The following is a 16,478-nucleotide window of genomic DNA, read 5'->3' as shown; positions in this document are numbered from 1 at the left end:
GTAGGTTCCGCTTAGGTTGGAACAAGCAGACGAAGGAAAAAATAACATGAAAAAGCGCGCTTTTCTGACAGCTCCTCTGTTGCTGGCATTGCTGGCAACTGGCTGTACTACAGTGAATCCTTATACCAATGAACAACAGACCGCCAAGGCGACCAACGGAGCACTGATAGGTGCCGTCGCCGGTGCAGCCATAGGTGTGGCTTCTTCCAGTAAGAGTGACAGGGGCAAGGGCGCCCTGATAGGTGCGGCATCCGGTGCTGCCGTAGGTGGAGGTATCGGCTATTACATGGATGTGCAGGAAACCAAGTTGCGTCAGCAACTGGCTTCAACCGGCGTCAGTGTGACCCGGGTGGGCGATACCATAGTGCTCAACATGCCCAATGAAGTGACTTTCCAGGTCGACAAGACAGATCTCAGCAGTGGTGCCATGCGGGTATTGGATAGCGTAGTGCTGGTGGCCAAGGAATATGACAAGACTCAGCTGAATGTAGTGGGTTATACCGACAGCAGCGGCTCTGAGTCTTACAACCTGAGATTGTCACAGGTTCGCGCCAGTGAGGTAGGTAATTACTTGATCCGTAAAGGCGTATCCGGACAGCGAGTGCTGACCCAAGGCCGAGGTGAGGCCAGCCCAATCGCCTCAAATGCCAGCCCTCAGGGGCGGGCACAGAACCGTCGGGTAGAGATTATTCTTAGTCCACTTGGCTAAGATTTTAAGCTTAAGGGTCGCTGCGGCGGCCCTTTTTATTGGGTCAAATTGTCCCTTTCTTCGGTTCTCCTTTTCAGATGGCGTGATCTTGAGGGGAATTTATGACAAGTTTTGCCGTGGTGCGTTGATTTGTGATGCGGTTTGGTTGAGTTTAGCGGCATCTGTATCTTATACACCGGAGAAAAATAAATGAAAAAGAGCGTCTGCTTACTCGCACTGTTACTGCCCGCCTTCTCGCAGGCGGCGGATTTGGAATTCAGGGCCGCAGGAAGTTTGAAGACAGCCATGACGGATGTTATCGCCAGTTATCAGGCCGATGGCGGCGTTAAGGTTAATGCTCAGTTTGCTCCTTCAGGCCTGCTCAGAGGCCGAATTGAAGAGGGCGAGAAGGTCGACCTGTTTGCGTCGGCCAATATGAAGCATCCACAGAAACTGATGCAGGAAGGCAAGGGTGCGCCTGTGGTGATGTTTGCCCGTAACCGCCTGTGCGCCTTGGCGCAAGATAATGTTCCTCTGACGACAGAGAATATGCTGGATACTCTGCTGGACAGCAAGATCAAGCTGGGCACCTCTACTCCCAAGGCCGACCCTGCCGGTGACTATGCTTTCAAGGTGTTTGACCGCGCCGAAGCTATCAAGCCCGGTAGTCAGGCCAAACTGGCGGCCAAGGCGCTCAAGCTGACCGGTGGCGCCGACAGTGCCAAGGCGCCGAAAGGCAAAAATCCCTATGGCTGGGTGATGGCCAACAAACAGGCGGATGTATTTCTAACCTACTGCACCAATGCCGTATTGGCCAAGAAAGAAGTGCCTGATCTCAAGATAGTGGCGTTGCCCGAGTCGCTGGCAGTGGGTGCCAACTATGGCATGCTGGTGCTGGATAAGGCCGACTCTGCCGCCTGGCCGCTGGCCATGTATATTCTCTCTCCCAAGGGGCAATCCATTCTGGCCTCTTACGGCTTTGAAGCACCGCTTAAGCCCTAAATCTCTATTCGGCGGAAGCGGGTTTTACTCTGGAGATGTGCGAGTCAGTTGCTCTGAACTTACCCGCACTCTCTTTATGGGTATTTCACGTTTTTTTGGCCAAATCAGCTTGCACAGGCAATTATTATCCTTCTAAAGTAGGGCATTATGTCCTTGCCAGGGGGGAGCATGCTCGAAACCAAAGGCTTACCGATAGCGACAGATTATCTCGGCGACGAGGTGAGATTTATCCGCCTTTGTTATGACAGTCAGGGCTTGGATATCGAACTGAGTGTTGAGGGCAGCCGAGCATTGGTGCACTTTGACTCTGTGGTTGGCTGTCGGATGCTGGATGAAGGCGATCTGATGGAGTTCTGGACCGAGTGCAGCCTTTCCAATGGCTGGTTGTTCCGTATCTCCAACGGTGGTTGGTATCGCCAGGAGGCCGAACGCAGCGGCTTTATGGCCAGCGCCAATCTCAAGTTGCAGGAATATCTGCTGGTGAGCCGCAATGAGTGTGTCTCTGTCTTCTGTGAACAGGATGAGCCCAAGGTGCACTGGCTTAAAGACTGACTCGCTATCTTCCACAGTCAGAGGACGAACCTGGTCGCCCCCTGCTATTTCTGCAATTCATCTAGGCCAGAGCTTCAGGCTATCAACACCAAGCCTTCAGCCCATTAGAACCTGAGCCTTCAGTCCATTAGAACCAGAGCCTCAGCTCATTAAAACGAGAGTCGCCAATCCCAGGAAGGCGAACAGGCCTATTACATCCGTCACAGTCGTCAGCACCATGCCGCCGGCCAGCGCAGGATCTACATTGAGCTTTTTCAGGATCAGCGGAATACTGGCCCCTGCGAGACCGGCTACCGTCATATTGATCAACATGGCGCCGCCAATAAGGGCGCCGAGCGCCAGATCGCCTTTCCAGATCCACACGGCAGTGAATACCAGTGCCGACCACAACAGGCCATTGAGAAAGCCGATGGCCAATTCCTTGCCGATAAGCCAGCGGGAGTTGCTCTGGCCTATGTGGCCGAGGGCGATACCGCGGATCACCAGCGCCAGCGTCTGGTTGCCGGCAACGCCGCCCATGCTGGGCACTATGGTCATCAGAATTGCTATAGTGGCAAATTTTTCCAGCGTGCCTTCAAACATATTGCTGACCGAGGCGGCCAGCAGGGCGGCAAACAGGTTGAAGGTCAACCATAGGGAGCGGCGAAAGGCACTCTTGAACACGGGGCCGAAGGTGTCTTCATCATCGTCCATCCCCGCCATACCCATCATGGAGTGTTCGGCGTCTTCTCGGATAACGTCCACCACGTCATCAATGGTGATCCGCCCAAGCAGATGGCCTTCGCTGTCGACCACTGGCGCCGAGACCCAGTCGTGGCGTTCAAACAGTTGGGCCACTTCATTGTCCGGCATGGTGACGGGAATGCTCTCAAGTTCGGGATCCATTATGCTGCGGATCCCGGCGGTGGGATTACAGGTTAGCAGGCTGGAGAGCTTGACGCCACCGAGCAAAATATCGCGTCTATCTACCACGTAGAGGGTATCTGTGGCTTCGGGCAGCTCGCCCCTTTGGCGCAGATAACGCAGCACCACATCGACATTGACGTCAGGCCTCAGGGTCACGGTATCTGTGTTCATCAGACTACCGGCGCTGTCTTCCGGATAAGAGAGCGCCTGTTCGACCCTGGCCCTGTCCTGGGCACTCATGGAGTGCAGTACCTGCTTGTAGAGGGTATCGGGAAGGCTTCGCAGCACATAGGCCAGGTCATCGGTATCCATACCCGCGGTCGCCCGCGCCAAACGCTCAGGACTCATAAGGCTGATCAGCTGGTCTTTCATATCCTCACCCAGCTCTTCGAGGATCTCGCCGCTCTGCTCCTGATCCACCAGTTGCCAGAGTACCTGACGGGTACGCGGCGGTGAAGATTCGAGAATAAAGGCGATATCCGAAGCCGTCATTCGCTGCAGCATGTCGCGCACATGCACGAACATACCACTGCTAAGAGCTTGGTTTAGTTGAGTAAGACGTTGTTCTGTCAGCTCTTGGTCGAGCGCTTCTATTGGCATGCAGTTCCCCCTGTGATGCAAAGCGAGGATATGTTACCTCAAGACTGGGGTGTTATAGAAACAAAGAGTGCAGCGCTAAGGCTTTAGCTGGCTTCGTCGAAACGGGCGTTGATCAGGGCGCAGATAGCGTCCATCGCGGGTTCGGCATCCGGGCCTTCGGCGATGAGGCGAATACTCTTGCCTTGGCCGGTTTCCAGCATCAAGAGCCCAAGCACACTGGCGGCCGAGGCTTTTTTCTCGCCTTGGATCAGGGTGATATCGGCTTCGAACTCGCTGGCCAGCACCGCCAGCTTAGTGGCGGCGCGGGCATGCAGGCCCAGCTTATTGACTATGGTGACTTCCCGTTCAACCTTTGCCATTACTCAGCTCCCGGTGACGGGCCTGTACCTTGTGTTTGCTGTTGCCAAAACGCTTGGCGAGCTGCTCAGCGACATAGACAGATCTATGCTGGCCGCCGGTGCAGCCTATGGCTATGGTGAGGTAACTGCGGTTGTTGCGTTCCAGGTGCGGCAGCCAAGTTTCCAATAGATTTTCTATCTGCCAGATAAACTTGTTCACCAGTGGCTGGCGGCTGAGAAACTCCTGCACAGCTTCATCCAGCCCGGTCAGTGGCCTGAGCGCCGGCTCCCAGTGAGGGTTGGGCAGAAAGCGCACATCAAACATGAAGTCGGCTTCCTGGGGCATGCCGTGCTTGAAGCCGAACGATTCGAAGTTGATCACCAACTCTTTGTCGACGCTGCCCAGCAGAATTTCTCGCACTTTGTCACTGAGTTCATAGATATTCAGTGCCGAGGTATCTATGTAGTGATCCACCAGTTTCGACATAGGCTCCAGCAACTTACCTTCGTGCTTGATGGCATCTTGCAGCGAGACAGTGCTCTTGGATAGGGGGTGTAATCTGCGGGTTTCGCTGTAGCGTTTAAGGAGTACTTTATCGGAAGCGTTGAGGAAGAAGCTGGTCAGTTGGGTGTTTTCCGGCAGTGCTGCCAACTGTTTTTCCAGCACTTTTTCCTGATCCGGCATGTTGCGCACATCTATGCTGATGGCGACCAGATCATTGCTGCCTCGGAGGTTTTCCAGCAGGCTGCCTATCATGGGCAGGGGCAGATTATCCACACAGTAGTAACCCAGGTCTTCCAGTACCCTGAGGGCAACGGATTTTCCGGAACCGGAGCGGCCTGAGACTATAGCGAGTTTCATCCTGTGATCACCTGATAGAGTTCTGTTTCATCGCGGGATTTACGCAACTGCTTGAGTATTGCTTTGTCGCTGAGCTTTTCAGCCATGGCAGACAGGGTACTCAGATGTTGTTGGCATTGATCTGCGGGAACCAGAAGGGCGAACAGTATGTCCACCGGTTGGTTGTCTATGGCATCGAAGGCGATAGGCTCTTCGCATTTGACCAGCACGGCAATCGGCTCTGTGATATCAGGCAGCCGGCCATGCGGAATCGCAATACCATTACCTATACCTGTGCTCCCCATCTTTTCGCGGGCCAAAAGGCTTTCAAAAATCGCTTGAGAGGAAAGGGTGGGGTACTGGGCGCTGGCGAGATCGCTAATTAGCTCCAGTACCTTTTTCTTACTGCCCGGAGTGGCACAGGTAGTGCACTCCGGCCGCAGGATGGTACTCAGTTCCATCGTTAGTGTTTTGTCAGCTTTTCTTTGTGTTTAATGACCTGACGATCCAATTTATCAATCAGAACGTCGATGGCGGCATACATGTCGGCATGTTCAGAAGTTGCATAGACTTCGCCGCCTGTGAGGTTGATCTTGGCTTCGGCAATCTGTTGCAGTTTTTGTACATTGAGCACAACGTGCACATTATTGATCTGTTCGAAATGGCGTTCAAGTTTCGAAAACTTACTTTCCACATAGTCACGCAGTGAGTCGGTGATCTCGATATGATGTCCTGTCAGGTTGATTTGCATAGAAAGATTCCTCCAATTTCCAACTGTGGATTTATAAACTCTTACGCTGGTTCGACGGTGGTATCATCATAGCCTCGCGATACTTGGCTATGGTGCGTCTTGCAACGTTGATTCCCTGTTCTGCCAGAAGTTGTGCCATCTTGCTGTCGCTCAAAGGTTTCTTCTGGTTTTCCGCTGCCACGAGCTTCTTGATAAAAGCCCTGATCGCCGTGGAAGAGCATTCTCCGCCATCTTCGGTACCGACATGGCTGGAGAAGAAGTACTTCAATTCAAATATTCCCCTCGGGGTATGCATATACTTTTGAGTGGTGACCCTGGAGATGGTCGATTCATGCATCTCGACCGCCTCGGCAATATCGTTGAGTACCATGGGTTTCATGGCCTCTTCACCATATTCAAAAAATCCCTGCTGGAACTGCACTATGCAGTTGGCCACCTTGAGCAGGGTATCGTTGCGGCTCTCCAGGCTCTTGATAAACCATTTGGCTTCCTGAAGATGACCACGAATAAACTGGCTGTCTGATTGGCTGCGGGCGCTACGGGCCATGGCAGCATACTGTTGGTTGATCCCGAGTTTGGGCATACAGTCCGGATTGAGCTCCACTACCCAGCGGCCGCTCTTCTTCCAGACGCTGACATCCGGGATCACATATTCCTCGTCCATCGGCTGCACCAGCAAACCGGGGCGGGGATTGAGGCTCTGAATAAGGTTGATGGCGTCACGCAGTTGATCTTCCTTGAGCTTGGTCTTACGCATCAGGGTGCGAAAGTCGCGGGTAGCGATGAGATCCAGATGTTCGTCAATCAACAAGCGGGCGTCGGCCAGATGCGGGGTGTCGGCGTTGAACTGTTGCAATTGGATCAGCAGGCATTCGCGCAGATCTCTGGAGGCGATGCCGATGGGATCGAAGTGCTGGATCCGCTTGAGTACCGCCTCGACTTCATCGAGCTCAATCTCAGGGTTGCCCATGGCTTCGAGGATCTCCTCAGTGCTCTGGGTTAGATAGCCCTGCTCGTCGATGGCATCTATGATGGCGGTGGCAATGGCGTCGTCGGTATCGGAAAACGGGGTCAGGTTTTTTTGCCATTCCAGGTGTTCATAGAGACCTTCGCTGGTTTCTCCCTGGAAGGGCATATCATCTTCACGGCCCATAGCCGGCCCTGAGGCGCTGGCGGCGGTAAAGACTTCATCCCAGGTGGTATCCATAGGCAATTCATCCGGCATAGACTCATTGTTCAATGCCTCTGAGGTTTCTACCGTGGAACCATCTTCCTGCTTGACGCTCAATTCGCCGGCGTCGTTTTCCTTGTGGTTGTCGTCGATAGCGTCATCCTGGTTGTCCTCGGCCATCTCCAACAGAGGGTTGGCTTCCAAGGCTTCCTGGATTTCCTGCTGCAGCTCAAGGGACGACAGTTGCAGCAGGCGAATTGCCTGCTGCAACTGAGGTGTCATGGTCAACTGTTGACCCAATTTGAGCTGGAGTGACGCTTTCATTATACCGCTAATCCCTACTCGTTATTTTTCAAGGAAAAAATTCAATAATAACAAACTATAATACCCGGAATTGCCGCCGGATGACATGATCCTAACTATAGCCTGAATTGTTCGCCTAAGTACACAGCACGCACTTGCTGGTTGTCCAAGATTTCAGCGGGTGTGCCTTCGGCAATCAACTGCCCATGGCTGACAATGTAGGCTCGCTCACAAACGTCGAGCGTTTCGCGAACATTGTGGTCTGTGATCAGCACCCCCAAACCGCGGGACTTAAGCTGTTCGATGATTTTCTTGATATCGATAACTGAGATGGGATCCACACCGGCGAACGGCTCATCCAGCAGAATGAACTGTGGATTGGCGGCCAATGCCCGGGCGATTTCCACCCGGCGGCGTTCACCGCCGGAGAGGGACATCCCCAGGCTGTCACGTATGTGGGTAATGTGGAATTCTTCCAGCAACTGTTCGAGTTGTTCCTCGCGCTCGTCGCTGTTGAGCTCTTTGCGGGTTTGCAGTACGGCCATGATGTTGTCATGTACCGACAGCTTGCGGAAAATACTGGCTTCCTGTGGCAGATAGCCTATGCCTTTACGGGCACGCAGGTGCATGGGATCCAAGGTCAGCTCGTCGTCGTCAATGAAAATACGGCCCTTGTCACTCTGCACCAGGCCAACCACCATATAGAAGGTAGTCGTCTTGCCCGCCCCGTTGGGGCCCAGCAGCCCCACGATCTGGCCGGTATTGACCGATAGGCTGACATCTTTGACTACGTTGCGCTTCTTGTAACTCTTTGCCAGGTTTTGTGCCGTCAGGGTGCTGGTCATTGCGGCTCCTGCTGCTGTTCTTTCTTATTGAGATCCTGATAGTTTTCCGGCTGGATAACAGTGGTTACCCTATCTTGGCCTTTGCCGCTGCTTTCCGCTTCCAGCTGCTGCTTGTTGATGTCGTAGACTATCTTCTCGGCGGTTACTTCGCTGCCGTCCTGTTCCACTTTGGCTTGACCTATCAAGGTCATGATGCGGCTGTCTATGTTGTAGTGGATCTCTTTGGCCTTGGCACTGGCCTGACGGCCATCTTCCAGCTTCTGGGTATAGGTGGCAGGTGAGCCCTTGGCCACCAGGATCCGCTCGCCACTCTTGTCCTCAGTGTAAGCCGTGAGTTCATCGGCCAGCAGCTTCAAACTGCCCTGGGTGACTGTGACAGGCCCGCCGTATACCACGCGCTTGTTTTTGATATCGGCAAACTGATTGGCGGCGCTGATCTCGACTTTTTGCAGCAGATCTTCTTCAATGGCCACCGCCGACAGGCTTGTGATGCACAAGAGGGCACCGATAAAAAGCTTACTTGGTTTCATAGGTTCCTTTCACCTGACTGGTCAGCTTTACTTGCTGAGCGTTGAGATCGGCATACAGGCCGGATCCCTTGATATTAAAGTCTCTGCCTTCGATCAGGATCTCGCGATCTGAGGTCATGATCATGGTGTCCAGATCCAGCTCCACATAACTGGTTTTCAGGCTCTGGATCGGTTCATTGGGGCTAATGGCGTCGATGATAACATTATTTTCAAGTACCACTCGGTTACTCTTGCGATTGAGCCTGCCCTCGTTGGCAGACAGGCGCCACTGCGCTTCGCCCTTGTCCGGATAGACCAGATAAACCGGTTGGTTGAAGAAGGTCTTCTCATTGGCTTCATAGTGTTCCATGTGTGCCGCCGCGACCCTGCTGGCGACATTGCCCTGCTCGTCAAAGTTGACTGAGCGCAGGTCATCGGCGACAAAGTCCGGCCGCACAACATCCACCGGCGCCTCGCTCTGTTGGGCGTTGCGCTTGTTCTGCACCTGCCAGTAAAGGATAAGTGCAGTGGAGAAAAACAAAATAATGGCCAGAGTGACCCTATTCATATACTCATTCCGTGGGCATTTTCAAATTTGTCCTGACTGAGCAGGATAAGATCCGCCAGCTCCCGCAGCGCACCATGGCCGCCGGTAATCTGGGTGATCATGTGGCAGTGCTGCCTTACCCAAGGATGGCCATCGGCCACGCAAACCGCCAGTCCAACTTGCTTCATCACCGGCAGGTCGACAATGTCGTCACCTATATAGGCCACTTGTTCAGGCTTGAGGTCATAATGTTTAAGCAGCGCCTCATAGGGCTCAAGCTTGTTGTCTATGCCTTGATAAATCTTGTCTACCCCCAGGGCCGTCATGCGGTTTTCGACTATCTGGGACTTGCGGCCGGTGATCACCGCCACCTGAATGCCGCAGGACAGCAGCGAGCGCACTCCATAGCCATCGCGGGTGTGAAAGGCCTTCAGCTCTTCGCCGCTGTTGCTCATATAGATACGGCCATCGGAGAAGACACCGTCGACATCACAAATAAGCAGCTTGATTTTGGCGGCTCTTTGCCAGTTGTCTTCGCTTATGGGTCCGTAAAAACCTTGATGACTCATCAGATAACCCCCGCCTTGACCATATCCAGCATATTGAGTGCTCCAATCGGCTCATTGGCGCCATTGATGACGATAAGGCCGTTAATGTCGTTTTCGTCCATCACCTTGAGCGCCTGCGCCGCGAGGATATTGTCACCACTGGTGATGCAATCCCGGGTCATGACGTCGCTTATTTTGGTGGTACGCAGGTTGACTCCGGCGTCGATGACACGTCTCAAATCACCATCGGTGAAAATACCCACAAGCTGCTTCTGCTGATTGACTACTGAGGTCATACCCAGACCCTTCTTGGAGATTTCATACAGGGCGTCTGTGATACAGATATCTTCTGTGACCAACGGCAGTTCTTCGTCTTTATGCATTACATCGCTGACCTTGAGCAGCAGTTTGCGCCCTAAAGCGCCGCCGGGATGCGACAGGGCAAAGTCGTCTTTGGTAAAGCCTTTGGCCTGCAACAGGGCGACCGCCAGGGCGTCTCCCATCACCAGGGTGGCCGTGGTGCTGGAGGTGGGGGCCAAGCCCAGCGGGCAGGCTTCTTCCGGCACCTTGATGCATAGATGCAGCTGCGCCAGCTTAGCCATGGTGGATTCTGGCTTGCCTGTCATGGAGATCATAGGGATCCCCTGGCGCTTGATGACGGGGATCAGGGTTAGAATTTCGCTGGACTCGCCCGAGTTGGAGATAGCCAATACGATATCGTTTTCACTCAACACTCCAAGGTCGCCGTGGCTGGCTTCGCCCGGGTGAACGAAGAATGCCGGGGTGCCCGTGCTGGCGAGGGTGGCAGAAATCTTGTTGCCTATATGGCCCGATTTCCCCATCCCCATCACTATCACCTTGCCGCTGCAGTTGAGGATCAGTTCGCAGGCTTGGGCGAACTCGGGGGAATCAACAAACTGGTACAGGTTATCCAGTGCTTGTTTCTCGATATCTATTACTCTGCGGCCCCATTGGCGCAGTTGCTTAGCTTCTGCCATAGTTGTCTCTCGTCTTTTTGCCCTTCATCGCTAGTGGGATTGAAACAGGCTGTATTGATAGCCAATGAAGCTTATCAGTAGTAAGGCACCGTGCCAGCGCTTGAGTTCACGTTGTTTACCTGTGCTCAGCACCAGGAGTGCCAGGGCACAACTGGTGCCCAAAGCCATATAAAAGTCGCGTCCGGCCGCTGCGGCGTCGATTACGCCCGGGGCGATAAGACCGGGTATTGCCAATACCGCCAGAATATTAAACAGGTTGGAGCCGACAATATTGCCTATGGCCAAGTCGTCCTCTTTCTTGAGCACACCGGCTACGCAGGCTGCCAGTTCCGGCAGGCTGGTGCCCACGGCAATGATGGTCAGACCGATAACCAGATCCGATAGCCCAAAAGACTTGGCAATACCCACGGCACCTTCGACCATCCAGTCTGCCGACAGTGGCAAGAGTACCAAGCCTATGATCAACCAGAGTACTGCCTTGGCAGTGGGCACATCTTTGGGGATCTCGGCATCGGCTTCATCGGCGAGTGGATCCTTATTCTTATTGGTCAGTGCATGCCAGATAAGATAGCCCATCAGGCCGAAGAACAGCGCCAGTAAAATAACTCCTTCGCTGCGGCTGAGATACTGATCGTGCAGGAAGTAACCCGCCAGCACTGTGGCGCCCAGCATCATGGGGATCTCCCGCTTCAGGGTCTTGGAGCTGACGGCAATAGCCCCGAGCAGGGCGGTCAACCCCAGGATCAAGCTGACATTGGCGACATTGGAGCCCAGCACATTACCCACGGCCGTATCCGGCATGCCGGCCATGGAGGCGTTGGCGGCAACGAACATCTCAGGGGCCGAACTGCCCATGGCGACTATGGTCAGTCCTATCAACATGGGGGGTAACCCCAGGTTACGGGCAAAAGCCCCGGCGCCATAAACGAATTTATCGGCACTCCAGACCAGGACGGACAAGCCGGCGAGCAGCAAGAAAATATTGAATAACATGCAGTAAATAAAGCTACGGATTCTGGCGTGCATTTTCGCCGTATTTGCTACAAATTGAAAGTATCACGGCGCGATACTATTGATTCAGTTGTGCGCTTATCCTCAATTGCGTACAATTTATCGCTTATCTTTGGCTTGGCCAGACGGGTTACCGGGCGCCATTCAGCGTCAATTCAGTAAGCCTGCGGCAGTATCAAGCCTTATAACGGCGGGCCATATGTGCCGTGGTGCTACAGCCGCGCCGTAACTTGAATTCCACTAGACAAGGTCTCCATTTCATTTTGATGCCGGAATCCAGCAAGCAGCAAAATCCTTCTCCCCTGGTCGAGGTCAATAATCTCGGCTTCAGTCGTGGATCGAGGGTGATTTTTGAGCAGATAAGCCTCACGATTCCCAGAGGTAAAGTCACTGCCATCATGGGACCCAGCGGCATAGGCAAGACTACGCTGCTGAAGCTCATCGGCGGGCAGTTGACTCCGGATCACGGCGAGGTGTTGTTCGATGGTCAGGATCTTCACAAGCTGAGCCGCCACGAGCTGTTTGAAGCTCGTAAGCGAATGAGCATGTTGTTCCAGAGCGGTGCCCTGTTTACCGACATGAATGTGTTCGATAATGTGGCCTTTGCTCTCAGGGAACACTCAGGGCTGCCGGAAGCCATCATTCGTCGCATAGTGTTGATGAAGCTTGAAGCCGTAGGACTTCGCGGCGCGGCGCAGTTGATGCCGAGCGAACTCTCCGGCGGAATGCAGCGCCGGGCTGCCTTGGCCCGTGCCATAGCGCTCGAGCCGGAAATGGTGCTGTATGACGAGCCATTTGCCGGTCAGGACCCCATTTCCATGGGAGTGCTGGTGAAGTTGATTAAAGAGTTGTCCGATGCCTTGAATCTCACCTCTGTGGTGGTTTCCCATGACGTGGGCGAAGTGCTGAGCATTGCCGACTATGTGTATGTGATTGCCGACAAGCGCATCATAGCTCATGGTACTCCGTCCGAGCTCAAGCAGGCCGACAATCCACAGCTGAGGCAGTTTATCGACGGTATGCCGGACGGCCCAGTGCCTTTCCACTATCCGGCGCAGGATTATCAGAAGGAGTTGCTCGGTGAGTTTGACTGATTCGATAGCCAATCTTGGCCGCAATGCACTGGGTCTGATAACAGGGCTCGGCAAGGCCGGGGTGATGCTTTGGGGCGCCCTGGTGCAGCTGCCACGGCCACGCAAAGGCTTGCCATTGCTGATAAAGCAGGTGTACGTCGTCGGTGTGCAGTCCATGGTGATCATTTTGGTTTCCGGACTGTTTATCGGCATGGTACTGGCGCTTCAGGGCTACAACATCTTAGTGGATTTTGGCACTGAAGAGAGCCTGGGCCCCATGGTGGCGCTGAGCTTGCTCCGGGAGCTTGGGCCAGTGGTTACCGCCTTGCTGTTTGCCGGCCGCGCCGGTTCGGCCCTGACCGCTGAACTGGGGTTGATGAAATCCACAGAGCAGCTCTCCAGTTTGGAGATGATGGCGATAGATCCGCTGCGGCAGGTGATTGCGCCGCGCTTCTGGGCCGGGGTGATCAGTATGCCGTTGTTGGCCTTGATGTTTACCACTGTGGGTATCTATGGCGGTTATCTGGTTGGGGTTGAATGGAAAGGCATAGACAATGGCGCCTTCTGGTCGATTCTGCAGGCCGCGGTGGAATGGCGGCAGGACATAGTTAACTGCCTGATTAAAAGTTTTGTTTTTGCCATAGTGGTGACCTGGATAGCCCTTTATCGAGGTTATCAGGTGGTGCCTAATCCGGAAGGGATTAGCCGCGCGACCACTCAGACTGTGGTGCAGTCCAGCCTGGCGGTATTGGCGCTGGACTTCTTATTGACGGCGCTGATGTTTGCCCGCTGATTTTGGCGCCGGCGCATAATGGATGATTAACTCTGGTGACTCTATGTTGACACGAAAAATTGAATTTATGGTGGGACTCTTCCTGTTGGCGGGACTGGTGGCTTTTTTGCTGCTGGTATACAAGGTGGCCAATGTGGAGGTGCAGTCCGCTAGCAATACTTACACTCTAACGGCCAAGTTCAGTAACATCGGCGGCCTTAAAGTACGCTCGCCGGTCAAAGTGGGCGGTGTGGTTGTCGGTCGGGTCAGTCAGATCACCCTGGATCCCCAGCAGATGGTGCCTGTGGTGACCCTGACCATGGACAAGCGTTACGACCAGTTTCCTGAAACCAGCAGCCTGGCTATCTTGACCTCGGGCTTGCTGGGTGAGCAGTTCCTCGGCTTGACTCCAGGGTTTATGGATGACGATATCGCGATTTTGCAAGATGGCGATCGCATCGATGATACCCGTTCGGCGCTGGTGTTGGAGGAGCTGATCGGGCAGTTTTTATATAGCATGGGTTCAAAGGACAACTAGGAGCACTGAGATGTTTAAAGGGATAATCCGTAATCTGTTGGCCGTCGCCTGTCTGGCGTCTGCAACAGTGGCACAGGCGACCGATATCGATACCAGCAACCCTTATGTCATGGTGGAACAGGTTGCCGACAAGACATTTAACCGTTTTCATCAGGATAAGAGCATCATCGACAGCAATCCGGATCACCTCAAGGTGATCGTTAAAGAGGAGCTGATGCCTTATGTGGATTACAAGTACGCCGCTTACAAGGTGATGGGCCAATACTTGCAGCAGACCACCAGAGAGCAGCGTGATGCCTTTGTCGATGCTTTTGAGGGCTATCTGGTTTCCACCTATGCCCAGGCTTTTACCGAGTACACCAATCAGAAAGTGGAATTTGGCCGTGCCATTGACTTCAGCCAGGAAAAGATAGTCGAGGTGAATGTACAGATCATTGAAGCGGGCCGCCCGCCAATCAAATTGTTGTTCAAGGCGCGTCGTTTGAAGGACGACAGCTGGAAGGCCTTTGACCTGGTTGCCGAAGGTGTCAGTCTGCTGGCCTCCAAGCAGTCGGAAGTCACTACTCTCATTCGCCAGAAGGGCATAGATGCCGTGATTGAGATGCTAAAAGAGCGCACTCAGGCTCACGTGGATCCCGATGGCCCCAAAGGCAAGGATGCGCTATGAAGCTTGAGCCACAGGGCGATAGCTGCAAATTGAGCGGGCGTTTGACTCAAGAAGAAGTCACCCGTTTGTGGAAGACACGCAAGACACTGCTGCCGGCCGATGTGCGCCGGTTGGATCTCAGCGAGCTGACATACTCAGACAGTGCCGGCATGGCGTTTCTAATGGAGCTTGTCAGTCTCAGAAAGGGGGAGCTGACCCTGGCTTCTCCCTCGCCACAGGTGCGTAAGTTGATCGCCCTGTATGATTTGGATGCCTTCTTTAGCACAGAGGGCCAAACTAGGTAAGTTTCCTATGAATACCACAGAGATAGAACAAATATTAAAGGACTCACTCTCGTTGACGGAAGTTTATGTCAGCGCCGAAGGCAGCCATTTCAAGATAGTGGCCGTGGGTGAATGTTTCGATGGCATGAGCCGTATCAAGCAGCAGCAGGCAATCTATGCCCCCCTGATGGACAAGATCACCAGTGGTGAGATGCATGCGCTCAGTATCAAGACTTTTACGCCTACCCAGTGGCAGCGTGAAAAAATCTTCAACATGCCAGCCTAGAGTATCAATGTGGATAAACTGAAAATTCAGGCAAGCGGTGCGCTTGCCGGTAACGTGGTGATCTCCGGCGCCAAGAACGCCGCTCTGCCTATCCTGATGGCCGGGGTGTTGACCGAATCGGAATTCCTGGTCTCCAACGTGCCTAATCTGAGGGACGTCAATACCAGCTGTAAGTTGTTGCGTTGCCTCGGTGCCGACGTCAGCGAGCAAGGCAAAGGGCAGATACGTATCGATGCCAGCGGCATCAATGAGTTTTGCGCCCCTTATGATCTGGTGAAGACCATGCGCGCCTCGATTCTGATCCTGGGGCCCTTGCTGGCACGTTTTGGTAAGGCGGATGTGTCTCTGCCGGGGGGCTGCGCCATAGGTGCCAGGCCGGTGAACCTGCACCTGCACGGCCTGGAGCTGATGGGCGCCAAGATAGAAGTCGATGAAGGCTATATCAAGGCACGGGTTGATGGCCGCCTCAAAGGCGCGCATATCTTTATGGATATGGTCAGTGTCGGCGCCACAGAGAACCTGCTGATGGCTGCGGCCTTGGCTGATGGTGAAACCGTGATTGAAAACGCTGCCCGCGAACCCGAGGTGGTGGATCTGGCCAAGTGCCTTATCGCCATGGGAGCCAAGATTGAGGGCGCCGGAACCGCTACCATACGGATTCAAGGGGTGGAAAAGCTCAATGGTTGCCGTTATCGGGTGATGCCGGACAGAATTGAGACAGGCTCGTTCCTGGTGGCTGCAGCGGTGACCCGTGGCCGGATCCGTTGTCTGGATGCCGATCCCGGCTCGCTGGAGGCTGTGTTGGCCAAGCTGGAAGATGCCGGCGCCGAAATCCTTACCGGCAGCGACTGGATAGCCCTGGACATGAAGGGCAAGCGTCCCAAGTCAGTCAATATCAAGACTCTGCCTTACCCCGGTTTCCCGACCGATATGCAGGCGCAGTTCTGTGTGCTTAATGCACTGGCAGAAGGCACTGCCACTATCACGGAAACCATCTTTGAGAACCGTTTTATGCATGTGCCCGAGTTGAACCGTATGGGCGCCAACATGGAACTGGAAGGCAATACCTGTATCATTCACGGTATTGAGCAGCTCAATGGTGCTCAGGTGATGGCGACCGATCTGCGGGCGTCAGCCAGTTTGGTGATTGCCGGACTGATGGCCGAAGGCACCACAGTAGTGGACCGTATCTATCATCTGGATAGAGGCTATGAGCATATCGAAGATAAGTTCAAGGGTCTTGGTGGCTCGGTAGAGCGCATCTCCTAA

General features: G+C 54.0%; 22 protein-coding genes. 10 read left to right on the top strand and 12 right to left on the bottom strand.

All coding sequences use genetic code 11. From position 1 onward, the window contains the following. Nucleotides 1–46 precede the first annotated feature (46 nt). The 3 genes from AYI96_RS04780 to AYI96_RS04770 all read left to right on the top strand — a co-directional run bounded on the left by AYI96_RS04780 (nucleotide 47) and on the right by AYI96_RS04770 (nucleotide 2,242). The gene (locus AYI96_RS04780) at nucleotides 47–709 is read left to right on the top strand and encodes an OmpA family protein (protein ID WP_071476728.1); all 663 of its coding nucleotides are present in this window, start codon (nucleotides 47–49) and stop codon (nucleotides 707–709) included. 189 nt (nucleotides 710–898) lie between these two features. Next, nucleotides 899–1,690, top strand: a complete 792-nt coding sequence (locus AYI96_RS04775) for a molybdate ABC transporter substrate-binding protein (protein ID WP_025011757.1) — start codon at nucleotides 899–901, stop codon at nucleotides 1,688–1,690. A gap of 168 nt (nucleotides 1,691–1,858) precedes the next feature. After that, nucleotides 1,859–2,242, top strand: a complete 384-nt coding sequence (locus AYI96_RS04770) for a hypothetical protein (RefSeq protein ID WP_144361090.1) — start codon at nucleotides 1,859–1,861, stop codon at nucleotides 2,240–2,242. A gap of 141 nt (nucleotides 2,243–2,383) precedes the next feature. On the opposite strand, the gene mgtE is transcribed toward AYI96_RS04770, so the two are convergent. The 12 genes from mgtE to AYI96_RS04710 form a co-directional block, all read right to left on the bottom strand. Continuing rightward, a complete protein-coding gene (gene mgtE / locus AYI96_RS04765; RefSeq protein ID WP_025888608.1) occupies nucleotides 2,384–3,748 on the bottom strand; it encodes a magnesium transporter in 1,365 nt (454 codons plus the stop codon). Between the two features lie 83 nt (nucleotides 3,749–3,831). Next, nucleotides 3,832–4,107 carry an HPr family phosphocarrier protein gene (locus AYI96_RS04760; protein WP_025011760.1) on the bottom strand — a complete coding sequence of 92 codons (276 nt, stop codon included), beginning with the start codon at nucleotides 4,105–4,107 and terminating at the stop codon, nucleotides 3,832–3,834. Continuing rightward, complete coding sequence (rapZ, locus tag AYI96_RS04755; protein WP_144361089.1) at nucleotides 4,094–4,948, bottom strand: RNase adapter RapZ; 855 nt, start codon at nucleotides 4,946–4,948, stop codon at nucleotides 4,094–4,096. Before rapZ ends, AYI96_RS04760 begins: the two co-directional genes overlap by 14 nt. Beyond that, nucleotides 4,945–5,388, bottom strand: a complete 444-nt coding sequence (gene ptsN, locus AYI96_RS04750) for a PTS IIA-like nitrogen regulatory protein PtsN (RefSeq protein WP_039033488.1) — start codon at nucleotides 5,386–5,388, stop codon at nucleotides 4,945–4,947. The genes rapZ and ptsN overlap by 4 nt, the downstream gene beginning before the upstream one ends. 2 nt (nucleotides 5,389–5,390) lie before the next feature. Further along, on the bottom strand, nucleotides 5,391–5,678 hold the full coding sequence (gene hpf, locus AYI96_RS04745) for a ribosome hibernation promoting factor (protein WP_039033487.1): 288 nt from the start codon (nucleotides 5,676–5,678) through the stop codon (nucleotides 5,391–5,393). Nucleotides 5,679–5,709: 31 nt separating this feature from the next. Continuing rightward, nucleotides 5,710–7,173, bottom strand: coding sequence for an RNA polymerase factor sigma-54 (locus AYI96_RS04740; protein WP_144361088.1), 1,464 nt, complete (start codon nucleotides 7,171–7,173; stop codon nucleotides 5,710–5,712). A gap of 95 nt (nucleotides 7,174–7,268) precedes the next feature. Then, nucleotides 7,269–7,997, bottom strand: a complete 729-nt coding sequence (lptB, locus tag AYI96_RS04735; protein ID WP_025011764.1) for an LPS export ABC transporter ATP-binding protein — start codon at nucleotides 7,995–7,997, stop codon at nucleotides 7,269–7,271. Further along, on the bottom strand, nucleotides 7,994–8,527 hold the full coding sequence (gene lptA / locus AYI96_RS04730; RefSeq protein WP_039033485.1) for a lipopolysaccharide transport periplasmic protein LptA: 534 nt from the start codon (nucleotides 8,525–8,527) through the stop codon (nucleotides 7,994–7,996). The genes lptB and lptA overlap by 4 nt, the downstream gene beginning before the upstream one ends. Then, nucleotides 8,514–9,074 carry an LPS export ABC transporter periplasmic protein LptC gene (gene lptC, locus AYI96_RS04725; protein ID WP_039033484.1) on the bottom strand — a complete coding sequence of 187 codons (561 nt, stop codon included), beginning with the start codon at nucleotides 9,072–9,074 and terminating at the stop codon, nucleotides 8,514–8,516. Before lptC ends, lptA begins: the two co-directional genes overlap by 14 nt. Next, on the bottom strand, nucleotides 9,071–9,622 hold the full coding sequence (gene kdsC, locus AYI96_RS04720; protein WP_039033483.1) for a 3-deoxy-manno-octulosonate-8-phosphatase KdsC: 552 nt from the start codon (nucleotides 9,620–9,622) through the stop codon (nucleotides 9,071–9,073). The genes lptC and kdsC overlap by 4 nt, the downstream gene beginning before the upstream one ends. Then, a complete protein-coding gene (locus AYI96_RS04715) occupies nucleotides 9,622–10,599 on the bottom strand; it encodes a KpsF/GutQ family sugar-phosphate isomerase (RefSeq protein WP_039033482.1) in 978 nt (325 codons plus the stop codon). Before AYI96_RS04715 ends, kdsC begins: the two co-directional genes overlap by 1 nt. 30 nt (nucleotides 10,600–10,629) lie before the next feature. Next, on the bottom strand, nucleotides 10,630–11,592 hold the full coding sequence (locus tag AYI96_RS04710; protein ID WP_144361104.1) for a calcium/sodium antiporter: 963 nt from the start codon (nucleotides 11,590–11,592) through the stop codon (nucleotides 10,630–10,632). Nucleotides 11,593–11,876: 284 nt separating this feature from the next. Here AYI96_RS04710 and mlaF point away from each other — a divergent pair, with 284 nt between their 5' ends. Genes mlaF through murA form a run of 7 tightly spaced genes read left to right on the top strand, consistent with a single transcriptional unit; the run spans nucleotide 11,877 to nucleotide 16,478 of the window. Continuing rightward, nucleotides 11,877–12,704 (top strand): phospholipid ABC transporter ATP-binding protein MlaF, encoded by an 828-nt coding sequence (gene mlaF, locus AYI96_RS04705; protein WP_039033481.1) that lies wholly within the window; start codon nucleotides 11,877–11,879, stop codon nucleotides 12,702–12,704. Continuing rightward, nucleotides 12,691–13,476: a lipid asymmetry maintenance ABC transporter permease subunit MlaE gene (gene mlaE, locus AYI96_RS04700; RefSeq protein ID WP_039033480.1), complete on the top strand. Its 786-nt coding sequence runs from the start codon at nucleotides 12,691–12,693 to the stop codon at nucleotides 13,474–13,476. The genes mlaF and mlaE overlap by 14 nt, the downstream gene beginning before the upstream one ends. A 43-nt stretch (nucleotides 13,477–13,519) precedes the next feature. Then, on the top strand, nucleotides 13,520–13,993 hold the full coding sequence (gene mlaD / locus AYI96_RS04695; protein ID WP_039033572.1) for an outer membrane lipid asymmetry maintenance protein MlaD: 474 nt from the start codon (nucleotides 13,520–13,522) through the stop codon (nucleotides 13,991–13,993). 10 nt (nucleotides 13,994–14,003) lie between these two features. Further along, nucleotides 14,004–14,660 (top strand): phospholipid-binding protein MlaC, encoded by a 657-nt coding sequence (locus AYI96_RS04690; RefSeq protein ID WP_039033479.1) that lies wholly within the window; start codon nucleotides 14,004–14,006, stop codon nucleotides 14,658–14,660. Then, the gene (locus AYI96_RS04685) at nucleotides 14,657–14,944 is read left to right on the top strand and encodes a lipid asymmetry maintenance protein MlaB (RefSeq protein WP_039033478.1); all 288 of its coding nucleotides are present in this window, start codon (nucleotides 14,657–14,659) and stop codon (nucleotides 14,942–14,944) included. Before AYI96_RS04690 ends, AYI96_RS04685 begins: the two co-directional genes overlap by 4 nt. Nucleotides 14,945–14,951: 7 nt before the next feature. After that, nucleotides 14,952–15,209, top strand: coding sequence for a BolA family protein (locus AYI96_RS04680; protein WP_039033477.1), 258 nt, complete (start codon nucleotides 14,952–14,954; stop codon nucleotides 15,207–15,209). A 9-nt stretch (nucleotides 15,210–15,218) separates the two neighbouring features. Then, the gene (gene murA / locus AYI96_RS04675) at nucleotides 15,219–16,478 is read left to right on the top strand and encodes a UDP-N-acetylglucosamine 1-carboxyvinyltransferase (protein ID WP_071476733.1); all 1,260 of its coding nucleotides are present in this window, start codon (nucleotides 15,219–15,221) and stop codon (nucleotides 16,476–16,478) included.

This window comes from Shewanella sp. MSW, from assembly GCF_007636515.1.
In the GTDB taxonomy this organism is placed as follows: Bacteria; Pseudomonadota; Gammaproteobacteria; order Enterobacterales; family Shewanellaceae; genus Shewanella; species Shewanella indica.
This window is presented reverse-complemented; position numbering and strand designations above follow the sequence as displayed.